General features: G+C 52.4%; 13 protein-coding genes. 2 read left to right on the top strand and 11 right to left on the bottom strand.

What is annotated here, in order from left to right; translation table 11 throughout:
- Positions 1–37: 37 nt before the first annotated feature.
- The 10 genes from QP938_04015 to QP938_03970 all read right to left on the bottom strand — a co-directional run bounded on the left by QP938_04015 (position 38) and on the right by QP938_03970 (position 10,238).
- Positions 38–763 carry a sulfite exporter TauE/SafE family protein gene (locus QP938_04015; protein WIO75083.1) on the bottom strand — a complete coding sequence of 242 codons (726 nt, stop codon included), beginning with the start codon at positions 761–763 and terminating at the stop codon, positions 38–40.
- Positions 764–922: 159 nt separating this feature from the next.
- Positions 923–1,120, bottom strand: a complete 198-nt coding sequence (gene ccoS / locus QP938_04010) for a cbb3-type cytochrome oxidase assembly protein CcoS (GenBank protein ID WIO75082.1) — start codon at positions 1,118–1,120, stop codon at positions 923–925.
- The gene (locus QP938_04005; GenBank protein ID WIO75081.1) at positions 1,113–3,575 is read right to left on the bottom strand and encodes a heavy metal translocating P-type ATPase; all 2,463 of its coding nucleotides are present in this window, start codon (positions 3,573–3,575) and stop codon (positions 1,113–1,115) included. The genes ccoS and QP938_04005 overlap by 8 nt, the downstream gene beginning before the upstream one ends.
- On the bottom strand, positions 3,572–4,126 hold the full coding sequence (locus tag QP938_04000) for a FixH family protein (protein WIO75080.1): 555 nt from the start codon (positions 4,124–4,126) through the stop codon (positions 3,572–3,574). Before QP938_04000 ends, QP938_04005 begins: the two co-directional genes overlap by 4 nt.
- A gap of 19 nt (positions 4,127–4,145) precedes the next feature.
- Positions 4,146–5,564: a cytochrome c oxidase accessory protein CcoG gene (gene ccoG, locus QP938_03995; GenBank protein ID WIO75079.1), complete on the bottom strand. Its 1,419-nt coding sequence runs from the start codon at positions 5,562–5,564 to the stop codon at positions 4,146–4,148.
- Positions 5,565–5,668: 104 nt separating this feature from the next.
- Positions 5,669–6,607, bottom strand: coding sequence for a cytochrome-c oxidase, cbb3-type subunit III (gene ccoP / locus QP938_03990; GenBank protein ID WIO75078.1), 939 nt, complete (start codon positions 6,605–6,607; stop codon positions 5,669–5,671).
- Between the two features lie 2 nt (positions 6,608–6,609).
- The gene (locus tag QP938_03985; protein WIO75077.1) at positions 6,610–6,786 is read right to left on the bottom strand and encodes a cbb3-type cytochrome c oxidase subunit 3; all 177 of its coding nucleotides are present in this window, start codon (positions 6,784–6,786) and stop codon (positions 6,610–6,612) included.
- A gap of 3 nt (positions 6,787–6,789) precedes the next feature.
- Complete coding sequence (gene ccoO / locus QP938_03980; protein ID WIO75076.1) at positions 6,790–7,398, bottom strand: cytochrome-c oxidase, cbb3-type subunit II; 609 nt, start codon at positions 7,396–7,398, stop codon at positions 6,790–6,792.
- 11 nt (positions 7,399–7,409) lie between these two features.
- The gene (gene ccoN / locus QP938_03975; protein WIO75075.1) at positions 7,410–8,852 is read right to left on the bottom strand and encodes a cytochrome-c oxidase, cbb3-type subunit I; all 1,443 of its coding nucleotides are present in this window, start codon (positions 8,850–8,852) and stop codon (positions 7,410–7,412) included.
- Positions 8,853–9,017: 165 nt separating this feature from the next.
- Complete coding sequence (locus QP938_03970) at positions 9,018–10,238, bottom strand: argininosuccinate synthase (protein ID WIO75074.1); 1,221 nt, start codon at positions 10,236–10,238, stop codon at positions 9,018–9,020.
- Between the two features lie 233 nt (positions 10,239–10,471).
- On the opposite strand from QP938_03970, the gene pyrC reads away from it, so the two are divergent.
- Positions 10,472–11,503, top strand: a complete 1,032-nt coding sequence (gene pyrC, locus QP938_03965; GenBank protein ID WIO75073.1) for a dihydroorotase — start codon at positions 10,472–10,474, stop codon at positions 11,501–11,503.
- A gap of 16 nt (positions 11,504–11,519) precedes the next feature.
- Positions 11,520–12,143: a ribonuclease T gene (rnt, locus tag QP938_03960; GenBank protein ID WIO75072.1), complete on the top strand. Its 624-nt coding sequence runs from the start codon at positions 11,520–11,522 to the stop codon at positions 12,141–12,143.
- A gap of 451 nt (positions 12,144–12,594) precedes the next feature.
- Here the strand turns inward: rnt and QP938_03955 are convergent, their stop codons facing one another.
- On the bottom strand, positions 12,595–13,992 hold the full coding sequence (locus QP938_03955) for a TlpA disulfide reductase family protein (GenBank protein WIO75071.1): 1,398 nt from the start codon (positions 13,990–13,992) through the stop codon (positions 12,595–12,597).
- Between the last annotated feature and the right edge of the window lie 13 nt (positions 13,993–14,005).

The following is a 14,005-nucleotide window of genomic DNA, read 5'->3' as shown; positions in this document are numbered from 1 at the left end:
CGTCAAGGGAATCGAGAAGAAAATTGTTTACTGAAAATCAGTGCCAGGGCTCGCAGTGCAACAGACTGTCGTCATGTTGGCCAAACAGGATATGACCGGCGCCAGTCCAGAAAATCCATACTGCAAAGCCAAGCAGCAGCAGAGCGAACACCGACCGCAGTGCCTTGTTTTGCAGGATCTCCCGAACCTGATCCGAAAAGATGCCTCCCGCCAGCATGGCTGGAATGGTACATAAACCAAAAATCATCATGCCCAGTGCCGAGCTGGCCGGATTGCCGGTTGTCGCCGCCAGGGCCAGCGCACTATACACAAGGCCACAAGGCAACCAACCCCACACCATACCCAGTGCCAAAGCTCCCCAGGGACCTTTCACCGGCATCAGTTTGCGGCCCAGCGGCTGCAATAGCTTCCAAAAGCTGCTACCGAGCTTTTCGAGTCGTACCAGTCCATGCCACCAGCCTGCCAGATAAAACGCCATCATCACCAACAGAACCGCCGCAATGGTGCGAAGAATCGGCATCCAGTCGAAGTAGTGATTGCCAACACCGCCCAACCAGCCAACTATCGCGCCGGCAATGCTATAGCTGATAACACGTCCAAAGTTATAGCCCAGCAGTACCGGTAACCGCTGTGCCAGTGAGGTGCGCTGCGGGTCAACAGCAAATCCAAGTGCCGCCGCAATTCCACCACACATACCGATACAGTGGGCACCACTGGTAAGGCCCATGGTCAGCAGTCCGGTGAGTATGGCGGTTTCTATCATTGGGAATTGCTCGGGTTAGGAACTGTTAACACTATCTGATATGTGCGAATGCAATTGGGAGATCGTCTCACGTCTCACGTCTCACGTCTCACGTCTCACGTCTCACGTCTCACGTCTCACGTCTCACGTCTCACGTCTCACAAGATTTTAACGAAACTACTACTTTTTATCCTGCGACATTTTGTCGCTGTCTTGTTGATCTATCGGGGCATCATCCGTTTCATCGTCAAACAGTATCCGCTCGCCTTCCCGGTCAAGGTCATCATACTGACCCTGTTTCACAGCCCAGAAATAGACACATACACCGCCAATGAGCATCAGCAAGGACAACGGAATAAGAAAATAGAGACTATCCATGGGTAACTTCGGACTCCAGATAGGCGACGTTAGTAGTTTGACCACGCTCAGACCGCGCCAGGCGCAGTGCATTTACTACCACGATCAGGGAGCTGGCCGACATACCAATGGCCGCTGCCCAAGGGGGAACTAACCCGGCAGCCGCCAGTGGCAGTGCCAGCAGATTATAACCCAGTGCCCAGGCAAGGTTTTGACGTATCACCCGCCCCGTTTTAGCCGCAAATTTGACTGCTGAAGCGAAACCGAGCAATTGGCTGGACATCAGGATACTGTCGGCATGAATGCGCGTGACATCCGCAGCTTCACCCATAGCAACCGACACATCTGCGCCACTGAGAACCGGCACATCGTTGATACCATCTCCCACCATCACCACTTTATGGCCAGCCTGCTGCAATTGGCGAACGTGAGCCAGTTTCTGCTCGGGTGTTACTCCACCCTGCCAATGATCAATACCCAAGTGGTTAGCCATCGCAGCCACAGCAGCCGGGCGATCTCCGCTCAGAAGCTCTACAGTCAGCCCGGCAGATTGCAAGGTTTCTACGGTCTCCCTGGCGTCAACTCTCAGGCGATCACGCACCATAATCCAGCCCAGCACCGCAGATTCACTGGCCAGCATCAACCATACTTCACCTTCGCCAGGCATCTCCGGCAGGTCATCCGTGCGGCCAAACAGCTCAGTGATGTACTGTTCACGGCCAATGGCATAACGAATACCTTCTACAGTACCTGAGACACCGTCGCCCACACGATTGTCGGTAGTAGTTGCCCTCAGCCCCCCATCACAATCAGCAAAAGCCGCTGCAATCGGGTGTCGGGAACCGGCCTCCAGGGCAGCGGCTATGGCGAGCATTTTCTGTTCGCTTACCGAGCTGCGGCACACTACTTTTTGCACCGACATATCACCAGTGGTGAGGGTTCCGGTTTTATCAAATACGATACGATCGGCCTGTACCAATGTGTCGATCACATGACCGCGACTGACCAGAAATCCGCGCCGACGCAGCTCATGGGTCGCCACTGCCAGGGCAGTTGGTGTCGCCAGAGACAACGCACAGGGACAAGTGACTACCAGCACCGACAGCGTCACCCACAGAGCATGGCCAGGCTCAATCTGCCACCAGACCATTGCCACGCTGGTCGCCACCACTAACACAAAACCGACAAAATAACCGGCTACCCGATCCGCCAATGCCACCTGCCTGGGCTTCTCCATCTGCGCCCGTTCAACCAATCGCAGAATTGAGGAGAGTCGAGTGTTGTTGCCAGCGGCTGTGACCTTGATCAGCAGCGGGTTTTCGGTATTGGCGGTGCCGGCACTCACATCGCTGCCTGCCGTCTTGTTTACCGGCCGCTGTTCTCCTGTGAGCACAGATTCCACCACACTGGAGTTGCCACTGATCACCTCGCCATCGCAAGGAATTACATCCCCCGGTGCCACACGAATCACATCGCCAGCCTTCAGAAGTTTGACCGGAACTGATTCATCATCACCTTCAGTCACCCTGGTCGCTACCGGCGGCAATAACTGACCGAGCCCTTCCATACGCAGTTCATTGCGATGGCGAACCCGCATTTCCAGATAGCGCCCGACAAGCAGGAAGAAGGTAAACATCGACACCGAGTCAAAATAGACTTCACCGCCACCGGAAACCGTTGCCCATACACTGGCCAGGTAAGCCAGACCGATGGCCAGTGATACCGGCACATCCATCACCAATACACGGCTCTTCAAGCTGCGCCAGGCAGCCTGAAAGAATGGTGCTGCAGCAAACAAAACAACCGGTGTCGCCACAATCAGGCTGACCCAGCGCAACAGTTGCAGCATCTCGTCAAAGGCTCCGGCGTAGAGTGCCACGGCAAACATACCCGCCTGCATCATGCCAATTCCCGCCACGCCGAGGCGTTGCAATGCACGGTTGTTTTCACGACGGCGGGCATCGCGAACCTCTTCATCACTGGCCGGACGCGCTGCATAACCGATTTGCGCCAGAGATGACAGCAGGGTACTGAGTTTGACCCGGGTGTTATCCCACTCCAACCAGCAGCGGTGGGTAGTGACATTGACTCGCACCGCAGTGACACCATCAATGCGCTCCAGGTGATGTTCAATCAGCCAGGCACAGGCGGCACAGGTAATACCATCCACCAGCAGTTCAACTCGTAAGCGACTACCCTGCTCATCTTCGATGATGTGAACAAAGTCCTCCTGCACGGCTGGCAGGTCGTAGGCGGCAAAGCTGTCTTCGGTGTGTTCGGGGCGGGGCTGTTGGGTGGAACGGTATTTGTAGAAATTCTGCAAGCCGCCATCAACGATGGCGGTGGCCACTGCCTGACAGCCAATACAGCACATTGGCTCTGCCCGACCGCCAATATCGACGGTCAGGTTAAGGTTTGGGGGAACAGGCAGACCACAGTGATAGCAGTCTTTAGAGTTAGTGTCAGAGGCACTCATTGCGACAGCAGAACAGTCTCGCTGGTGCGGGCAAAATCAATTTCACCGTTCAGACGCCATTCGTCATTGTCGCCAGGCAGCAGTCGCAGCAGATAGCGGTACTGCAGGTCGTCGCTGAGAGTAGCGCTGTAACTACCACTACCATTGCCCTTCAGCTCGACGGTTTTATCATTATCGGCCTCAACCGGGTGCAGCAGTTTCAGGCGCAGGTTTTGCGGCAGCTGCCCTTCCCCTTCCAGGGAAATATTGAGGGTATCACTGTTGAGGTTAAAGCTAACCATGGCTCGCAATTTCAGCTCACTGGCGCGAACATCCTGATCCAGTACCTGATTGATAAACTTGCCGTCTTTATAGTAGTTATCCACCACCATATCGTCGGCGCCGCGAATGGCGATATTCACAGTCCACAGCACGGCAACAATGCAGCTCACCATCAACACAACAATCGCCCATGGCCAAAAATTGCGGTACCAGGATTTGGAAACTGGTTTATTCAAGGCATTTCTCTCTGATTGATTAACACCGGATTGGTCGATGCCAATTTTACCCATACAGCTTACATCTCACTAATTAAAAGTTTCTCGGCCCGAGGAAGCGGCTCTCCTGCTCACCGCGAACACTGTCATCGGTGAGTGACTCCACCACAAAAGTAACATCGGTATTGGGCACCGTCATTTCCTGTGGGTTCAATCGCAGTCGTACCAAAACACTCAGCACCTCACCTTCAGCAACATTTACTTCTTCATCACCTTTGTAGATGAAGTCGTAATCACCTTTTACCTCGATGTGGTAGCGGTGATCGCGAGTGTCCATGTTGTTTATTTTGAGGGTGTAGATATTTTCAACTTCACCACTGGAGAGTTCACGGTAGAGCATGGCGCGATCTCGCACCACGTCCACACTTACCGGTACACGACTGACCATAGTGTACAGAAACGCTGCCGACATCAGCACTACAGCCAACACATATCCCACCAGGCGCGGGCGCAGTATACGGGTCTTTTTGTGCTTGAGGGTGTTTTCAGTTGTGAAGCTGATTAACCCGCGAGGGTAATCCATTTTGTCCATTACGGCATTACAGGCATCTACACACAAGCCACAGCTGATGCACTCGTACTGCAGGCCGTCGCGAATATCGATACCTACCGGGCAGACCTGCACACAGAGTGTACAGTCAACGCAGTCACCAAGTCCTTTGGCTTTGTAATCTTCGCCTTTTTTGCGCGGTCCACGTCCCTCACCGCGCTCCTGGTTGTAGGAGACAATCAGGGTGTCCGCATCAAACATAGAGCCCTGGAAACGTGAATAGGGGCACATGTACTTGCACACCTGCTCGCGCATAAATCCGGCATTGGCGTAAGTTGCGCCGGCAAAAAACAGTACCCAGAAGGCAACTTGCAGCTCTGCATCAAACCGGAACAGGTCAACCACCAGTTCGCGAATCGGGTTGAAGTAACCGACAAAAGTGAGGCCGGTCAAAAAGGCAATCAATACCCAGGTAGCTTGTTTACCACTTTTGCGTACGACTTTGTTAAATGACCACGGAGCCTTATCCAGCTTGATACGCTGGTTGCGATCCCCTTCCCAGAAATCTTCCGCCCACATAAAGATCATGGTCCAGACCGTTTGCGGGCAGGTAAAACCGCACCATACCCGCCCCACCAGGACCGTCATGGCAAAAAGGGCAAACGCGGCAATAATCAACAGCCAGGCCAGCAGAATAAAATCTTGCGGCCAGAAGGTCAGGCCAAATACATAGAATTTGCGTTCGGCCAGATCAAACCAGACGATTTGACGTCCGTTAAGGTTAATCCACGGCAGCAGGAAATATGCAGAGAGCAGAGGCAGCCAGGTCCAGTGCTGTAAGGAACGAAAGAAACCCTTGATACGGCGGGTATAAATCTTCTCACCACTCTGATAAAGGTCGACAATCCTGACGACTTCTTCTTCCTGAGCGAGTTCTATTCGAGAAGCTTTATTCTCTGACATCTATCAATATCCCCTGATAAAAACGGACAAGTAAAACCAGATGTGATGGAGTCAATTAACCCCATTAAAAAAGAGGCCGGAAGCTTTCACTCCCGGCCTGCTGATTACTCTTCTAATGACAAGCTGTAAACGTATGTCGCCAGAAGGTGAATCTTCGCCGGGGTCAACTGATCCTGTTGAGCCGGCATGTTGCCACTGCGGCCATTGCGCACCGAGTGACGAATACTTTCCCGCAGGCTGAAACGCGGGCTCTTGTACAACCAGACATCGTCGGTCAGGTTGGGAGCACCCAGCTCTTTCATTCCTTTACCGTCAGCACCGTGACAGGTGGTACAGGTCGCCTTGAACACTTCGGCACCAGCAACGGCTTGCTCAGCGTTGTGCTCCAGACCACTCAGGCTCAGTACGTACTCGGTTACATCCAGAACACCCTGCTCACCGATCACTTCACCCCACGCAGGCATCGCACCTTTACGGCCGTGAGTAATGGTCGCTTTGATGGTCTCCGGCTCGCCGCCGTACAACCAGTCTTTGTCAGTCAGGTTCGGGAAGCCGTAACCACCCTGTGCGCCGGTACCGTGACAGATCGCACAGTTGTTGGCAAACAGGCGGCTGGCCATTTTCAGTGCATCCGGGTTATTAACCAGTTCGCTGATCGGTGTACTGTGGAACTGCTCAAATACCGGACCGTATTTCTCGTCAGCCGCAGCTACCTGACGCTCCCACTGTACTTCCTGAGTCCAGGCCTTACCATCGTCACTGAAATACTTGGCAGCCCCTTCCCAGGCACCCATACCGGGATACCAGATAAAGTAGGCGACACCAAAAATCACAGTGCCCAAAAAGCTTTTAAACCACCAGGCTGGCAGTGGGTTGTCGTACTCTTCAATACCGTCATAAATATGGCCGGTAGTTGGTACTTCACCGCTTTCAGCGTCTTCTCCGCGTAATTCAACTTTACGGTTGGCCAGTAGCAACCAGGTACAACCGCCAATCACGATGATTACGCATGCGGAGATCCAGATACTCCAGAAGGTGCTCATTGTCAGTCTTGCCTCTTCTCAGGATTTTGTTCGTCATCCAGCTCACCGTCTTCAAACGGCAGTCCGGCAGCCTCATCAAAATCTTTCTTTTTGTGTTTACTGTAAGCCCACCAGACGATGCCGAAAAACGCGATCATCGCCAGGATGGTGCCTATACCCTGCAGGGTGCCTTTATCCATTGCCTAACGCTTCTGCTTGAGCAGAGTGCCCAGCTGTTGCAGATAAGCCACCAGGGCGTCAATTTCGTACTGGCCTTTCACCGCGTCGCGAGCACCGGCAATGTCCTCTTCGGTGTAAGGAACACCAACCGCTTTCAGCGCTTCCATTTTCTTGGCGGTGTACTTGCCGTCCAGCTTGTTGCTGAACAACCACGGGAATTCCGGCATGTTGGACTCAGGTACTACATCGCGCGGGTTATAAAGGTGCGCTTTGTGCCATTCGTCACTGTAGCGACCACCAACTCGAGCCAGGTCTGGACCGGTACGCTTGGAGCCCCACAGGAATGGATGCTCATACACGTGCTCACTGGCCAGCGAGTAGTGACCGTAACGCTCGGTTTCGGCGCGGAACGGGCGAATCATCTGGGTGTGGCAAACATGGCAGCCTTCACGAATGTAGATGTCGCGACCTTCCAGAACCAATGCTGGCAGCGGCTTCAGGCCATCAATCGGCTCAGTGGTTTCAGTCTGGTAAAACAGCGGCACGATTTGTGCCAGGCCACCAAAGCTGACCGCCACCAGAATAAGGATGGTCATCAGGCCAATATTTTTTTCAATAAAATCGTGTTTCACAATGCTTCCCCTTACGCGACCTGGGTCTCAGCAACCGCAGGCTCTTCTGACTTGGTGTCAGCGAGTGTGCGGTACATGTTGTAAGTCATCACCAGCATACCGGCCAGGAACAGAGCGCCACCGATAAAGCGAACGATGTAACCACCCATGCTTGCTTCAAGTGCTTCCACAAAGCTGTAAGTCAGAGTGCCGTCTACGTTAAAGGCGCGCCACATCAGACCTTGGGTAATGCCGTTCACCCACATGGAGGCGATGTACAGAACGGTACCGATAGTGGCCAGCCAGAAGTGCGCATTGATGAGCGGAACGCTGAACATCTCTTTTTTGCCAGACAGTCTCGGCAGCAGGTGGTAAATCGCACCGATAGAGATCATCGCTACCCAGCCCAGAGCACCGGAGTGAACGTGGCCGATTGTCCAATCAGTGTAGTGAGACAGAGCGTTCACAGACTTGATCGCCATCATTGGGCCTTCAAAGGTAGCCATAGCGTAGAACGACAGGGAAACCACCAGGAACCGCAGAGTCGGGTCAGTACGCAGTTTGTGCCAGGCACCGGACAGGGTCATGATGCCGTTGATCATTCCACCCCAGGAAGGAGCCCACAGAACCAGTGACATAACCATACCGGTGGTCTGCGCCCAATCAGGCAGCGCAGTGTAGTGCAGGTGGTGCGGGCCGGCCCAGATGTACAGGGAGATCAGCGCCCAGAAGTGCACGATCGACAGACGATAAGAGTAAACCGGACGCTCAGCCTGCTTGGGTACGAAGTAGTACATCATGCCCAGGAAGCCAGCGGTCAGGAAGAAGCCCACTGCGTTGTGGCCGTACCACCACTGCACCATGGCATCTACAGCACCGGAGTATACCGAGTAGGACTTCCACATGTGCACCGGAACTTCCATGCTGTTAACAACGTGCAGCATGGCAACGGTGATGATAAACGCACCGTAGAACCAGTTGGCAACGTAGATGTGCTTGATGGTGCGCTTCATGATGGTACCGAAGAACACATAAGCGTACGCCAGCCAAACGATGGTAATGGCGATATCAATCGGCCACTCCAGCTCGGCGTATTCTTTGGCAGAGGTAAAGCCCATCGGCAAGGTAATCGCGGCTGCGACAATCACCGCCTGCCAACCCCAGAACGTGAACCACGCCATGGTGTTGGAGATCAACGGAGTGCGACAGGTGCGCTGCACAACGTGATAGGAGGTAGCAAACAGGGCGCAGCCACCAAATGCAAAAATTACCGCATTGGTGTGCAGCGGTCTCAGACGACCAAAGTGGGTATATGGCTGCAGCAGGTTATTCAGTTCAGGCCACACCAACTGTGCTGCCAACAGAACACCAACCGCCATACCAACGACACCCCACACCACAGTCATGATGGAGAATGCCTTTACCACTTTAGTGTTGTATGCCGGCATAGTTCCGGCAGTCGCAACGTTGCTCATCAGATTACCTTAATGGTTTCCTAAAGTTAGTATTTTAAAGCTCAAATCTTTTATAGGACCTATCAACAGGCCCCCCGTTTGACCGCCGCCATTATTCCTTTGGTGGTAGTCAAACGAGTTGACTCATATCAAATAAGCCGAATACCTGTTCAGGTAAAAGCCCTCTTACAGTTGAGAGCGGCCTTTACCTGCGGCGATGCGCAGACGCAGAGCGTTGAGCTTGATAAAGCCCTCTGCGTCTTTCTGGTCGTAAGCACCTTCGTCATCTTCAAAAGTCGCAATGCTGGCATCAAACAGGCTGTCATCCGAACGACGGCCTACGACCGAGACATTACCCTTGTAAAGTTTCAGGCGAACGTCACCGTTTACAACGTCTTGAGTTTCATCGATGGCGGCTTGCAGCATCTTGCGCTCTGGAGCCCACCAGTAGCCGTTGTATACCAGCTTAGCGTAACGTGGCATCAATTCATCTTTCATATGCGCCACTTCGCGGTCCAGAGTCAGCGACTCAATGGCGCGGTGCGCTTTCAGCAGTACGGTGCCGCCCGGGGTTTCGTAGCAGCCGCGGGACTTCATACCCACATAGCGGTTTTCAACGATGTCCAGACGACCGATACCATTAGCACCAGCCACCTTGTTAAGGTGCGCCAGCACTTCGGCAGGAGTCATCGGCTGACCGTCGATAGCTACCACATCGCCTTTTTCATATTTCAGTTCAATGTAGGTAGGTTGATCCGGAGCATTCTCAGGAGCAACAGACCAGCGCCACATGTCCTCTTCAGGCTCCCACCATGGGTCTTCCAGGTTGCCACCTTCATAGGAGATGTGCAGCAGGTTGGCGTCCATGGAGTACGGGGATTTTTTCTTCTTGCCGGAGAAGTCCACCGGGATATTATGTTTCTCGCAGTATGCCATCAGGCTTTCACGGGAGTTCAGGTCCCACTCGCGCCACGGGGCGATGACCTTCACACCAGGCTTCAGGGCGTAACCACCCAGCTCAAAACGAACCTGATCGTTACCCTTACCGGTAGCGCCGTGGGAGATGGCGTCTGCGCCAGTCTCGTTGGCAATTTCGATCAATCTTTTGGCGATCAGCGGGCGGGCGATGGAGGTACCCAGCAGGTATTCCCCTTCGTAGATCGCGTTGGCGCGGAACATCGGGAATACAAAGTCACGAACAAACTCTTCGCGCAAATCGTCAATGTAAATCTCTTTGATACCGAGCGCCTGAGCCTTGGCTCGAGCCGGCTCCACCTCCTCTCCCTGGCCGAGATCGGCGGTAAACGTTACAACTTCACACTGGTAGGTTTCTTGAAGCCACTTGACGATAACGGATGTATCGAGGCCGCCTGAGTAGGCCAACACAACTTTCTTTATTGCGGACACTTACGGTGTCTCCTCTAAGAAGGGTGGATTTAGGGGCGCGTATTCTATACCTCTTGAGTGCAAATTCACAGGCAAAATACCTTACGGATTTGCCCGAGATCCAGCCACTTCCAATTCAGAAGACGTTTTTCCGGATTACATAAGCTATTCATGCTGTTTTCCAGACGCTCTGTACTGTCATCATCAGGCCATTTCCGGTAGCATTCGCACCGTAATCGACTGTAGAGAATTTCATGCGCACTTTGACCATCACTCGCCCGGACGACTGGCACCTGCACCTTCGCGACAATCAAGCCCTCACCACCACGGTTCCCGATGCAGCACGCTGCTTTGGCCGCGGCATTATCATGCCCAACCTGGTGCCACCGGTAACCTCGGTAGAGCAGGCTTCAGCGTATCGCGACCGCATTCTGGCTCAGCGCCCGGAAGGCAGCGACTGGGATCCGTTGATGGTGATCTACCTGACCGACAACACCAGCGCCGACGACATTCGCGCCATTGCTGACTCCGGCTTTGTAAAGGCAGTGAAGTACTACCCGGCCGGCGCCACCACAAATTCCGACTCCGGCGTGACTGACCTGCGTCGTGTCTATAATGCCTTTGAAGCAATGCAGGAAGCGGGTATTCCACTGCTGCTGCACGGCGAAGTGACCGACAGCAATATCGATATTTTTGATCGCGAAGCAGTGTTTATCGACCGCCACCTGCGCGGAATCGTCGATACCTTCAGCGGCCTGAAAGTGGTGCTCGAACACATCACCACCAAGCAAGGCGCTGAGTTTGTAGCTGCTGCCGGCGACAATGTTGCCGCCACCATCACGCCGCAGCACCTGCTCTACAACCGCAATCACATGCTGGCTGGCGGCATTCGCCCGCACTTTTACTGCCTGCCGATCCTCAAGCGCGATATTCACCAGCAAGCGCTGTTGAAAGCCGCCACCAGTGGCAGTCCGAAATTCTTCCTCGGCACCGACTCGGCACCACACGCCCAGCATCGCAAAGAGACTGCCTGCGGCTGTGCTGGTTGCTATAGCAACCATGCTGCAATCGAACTCTACGCCGAAGCATTCGACGGCGCTGGCGCACTGGACAAGCTGGAAGGCTTTGCCAGCTACCACGGCCCCGACTTCTACGGCCTGCCGCGCAACAGCGACACCATCACTCTGGTGAACGAATCCTGGCAGCTGCCGGAGTCTGTCGCCCTTGGCGAAGAAGAGATGATTCCACTGGCCGCTGGCACCACTCTCAACTGGAAAATGGTCTAAGCGAGGAGCTTTCAACATGGACGATTTTGAGCCGTTGCTCGCATCGCGCTTTCGCGGTTTTCTGCCGGTTGTGGTGGATGTAGAAACCGGTGGCTTTAACAAAGACACCGACGCCCTGCTGGAAATTGCCGCCGTTACCCTGACCATGGATGAGGAAGGCTGGCTGATGCCGGACGAAACCATCAGTTGTGCAGTGGCGCCATTTGAAGGCGCCAACATCGAGCAAGCCGCACTGGACATTACCGGCATCAAACTGGACGACCCCAATCGCAATGCGCTCCCCGAGCTCGATGCGATGACCCAGGTTTTCCAGAAAGTACGCAAAGCGGTGAAGTCCGCAGGCTGCAAACGCGCGGTAATCGTCGCCCACAACGCCCACTTTGATCTTGGCTTTATCAATATGGCCGTGGAGCGCTGCGACATCAAACGCAACCCTTTCCACCCCTTCTCCTGCTTTGACACCGCCACATTAGGCGGCCTGGCATACGGGCAAACCGTTCTGGCCAAAGCCTGCGAAGCGGCAAATATTGAGTTCAGCAACAAGGAAGCGCACTCGGCAGCTTACGATGCCGAGCGTACAGCGGAACTGTTTTGTGGGATTGTGAATCGCTGGCGTGAGCTGGGTGGGTGGCTGGTTTAACAATCACCCCACCACTGCTACTGACAATTTTAATTCACTACAAGGAGGTAACTTCCTGATAGGCGCGTGTTGAATTGTCAGACTTGGTCAATAACGCACGAATCCAGGCGCTTGAATTCCAATAGTCCTGCAACACGATTTTCGGAAAAAGTGTTGACTCTTAGAACCCAAACCCTGCTGGATTGGTTAATCTGGTAGCTCTTGATTTCAACAATCGTATACCGGGGTCACAATACTTGTTGACTGCTTGAAACAGCATTTCAGCATAGTTATTGCAAAACAACTTTCTCGAAAATTCCCACCAATGTTGCCATTGGCAACCCTGAACTGAGACCCGGACTGCTGTCATTTTCAACAGACAGACTAAATCCGTCATTAAAAAAACAGGGCTCCCGCGGAGCCCCAAAAGAACACAAAAAGTAGATGGATGGATGCCTCTACTAACTGGTTATCACTGTACCTGGCGATTGATCAGATCCAATAACTCCCCTTTCAATTCAGGGGCTGAAGGTCGTCTGGCGTTGGTATCAACAACTTTACCCTCACGATCAAATAGCATAAAACGTGGAATCGAATTAATTTCATAAGTCTTGGAAATGCCAGACTGTGGCCCGTCATCTGCCAACAACTGAACACCAGTCATATCATTTTCCTCCTGGAACTCTCGCCAGGCCTCTTCATCCATATCGGTTGAGATACTGACGAATACAACATCTTTTCCGTGCAACTCTTTTTCAAGCTTTTTAAGATGAGGAATTTCAGCTTTACATGGGGCACACCAGGTCGCCCATACATCAACATAAACTACCTTACCTCTAAAAGACTCAAAAGAGACCGGGTTTCCATCAATGTCCTGATATGTAAAATTGAATCCGGGCTGGCCAACCTGACTATGAAACTCTTTTTCCAGCTCTACTAACAACGATTTACTTTTATCCGAGACCATATATTGACGGACTGATTCCACCAGATCGTAGTACTGCGCCTTTGGCGGCTTTCGAGTTTTATAGCGAGAGAACTGGTCAAAAAGAAATACCTCTTTCAATCGCTCTGGCACAATAGATTTCATGGCATTATCAAGCGCCGGTTTTGGCTGCAACAATCCATCTTTCATGTTCCAAAACTGGAAATAGGACTTAACCAAATCCAGCCCGCCCCCCAATTCAAGCAAGAGTGGATTACTAAATTTATTCTCCTGCTTCCAATCCTTATAAACTTTCGGATAATTTTCTTTGTCAGGATGCTTTGTTCTTGGCAACATAAAAAACCGATAGCATGCCCCCTCGACATCCGTCCTGACTGCCAACTTCATTAGTTCATCAAAATCTTTATCTCCGGTATCAACTCCTTCGATAAATTTCGCCCCTAACAAAAGTCCTTCACTTTCCAAAAAAGGATAAAAATCTTCATAAGTGACGTTGGCACCGAGAGTTATATACTTGCTGAATTTTTGATACTGATTACTCCACTTCATCACCAATTCGTTATAGCCCAGATTATCACCAGATACTTGATAGGAGTTTTCATCAATATTCAAATCAAGATCCAAACCTGGCTCAAGATATAGGCGTACTATTTGTTTTTGCTTGTAATCCGCATATTTAATCTGATAAAACCCCGGAGAGCTGACCGGAACCATAAAAGCAAAATATCCCTGCTCATCCACAGGCGTGATAGTATGAATACTTAAAGCACCATCTACCGCTTTTTTAAGTTCAATTTTATTATCTTTTACTGGAGTCGATATCTTCCCGCGAATCAAAGCAAACTCATCACGGCTGGTCTCCGCCTGAGCAGAAACACCCACAATCAGCAATAGCGATACAGCAATAAACCTTATAAACCACATAAATTTCCCTCTG

Source organism: Porticoccaceae bacterium LTM1, from assembly GCA_030252795.1.
Classification (GTDB): domain Bacteria; phylum Pseudomonadota; class Gammaproteobacteria; order Pseudomonadales; family Porticoccaceae; genus SCSIO-12696.
Note: the sequence above shows the minus strand (reverse complement) of the source record. Positions and strands in the feature narration are given on the sequence as shown.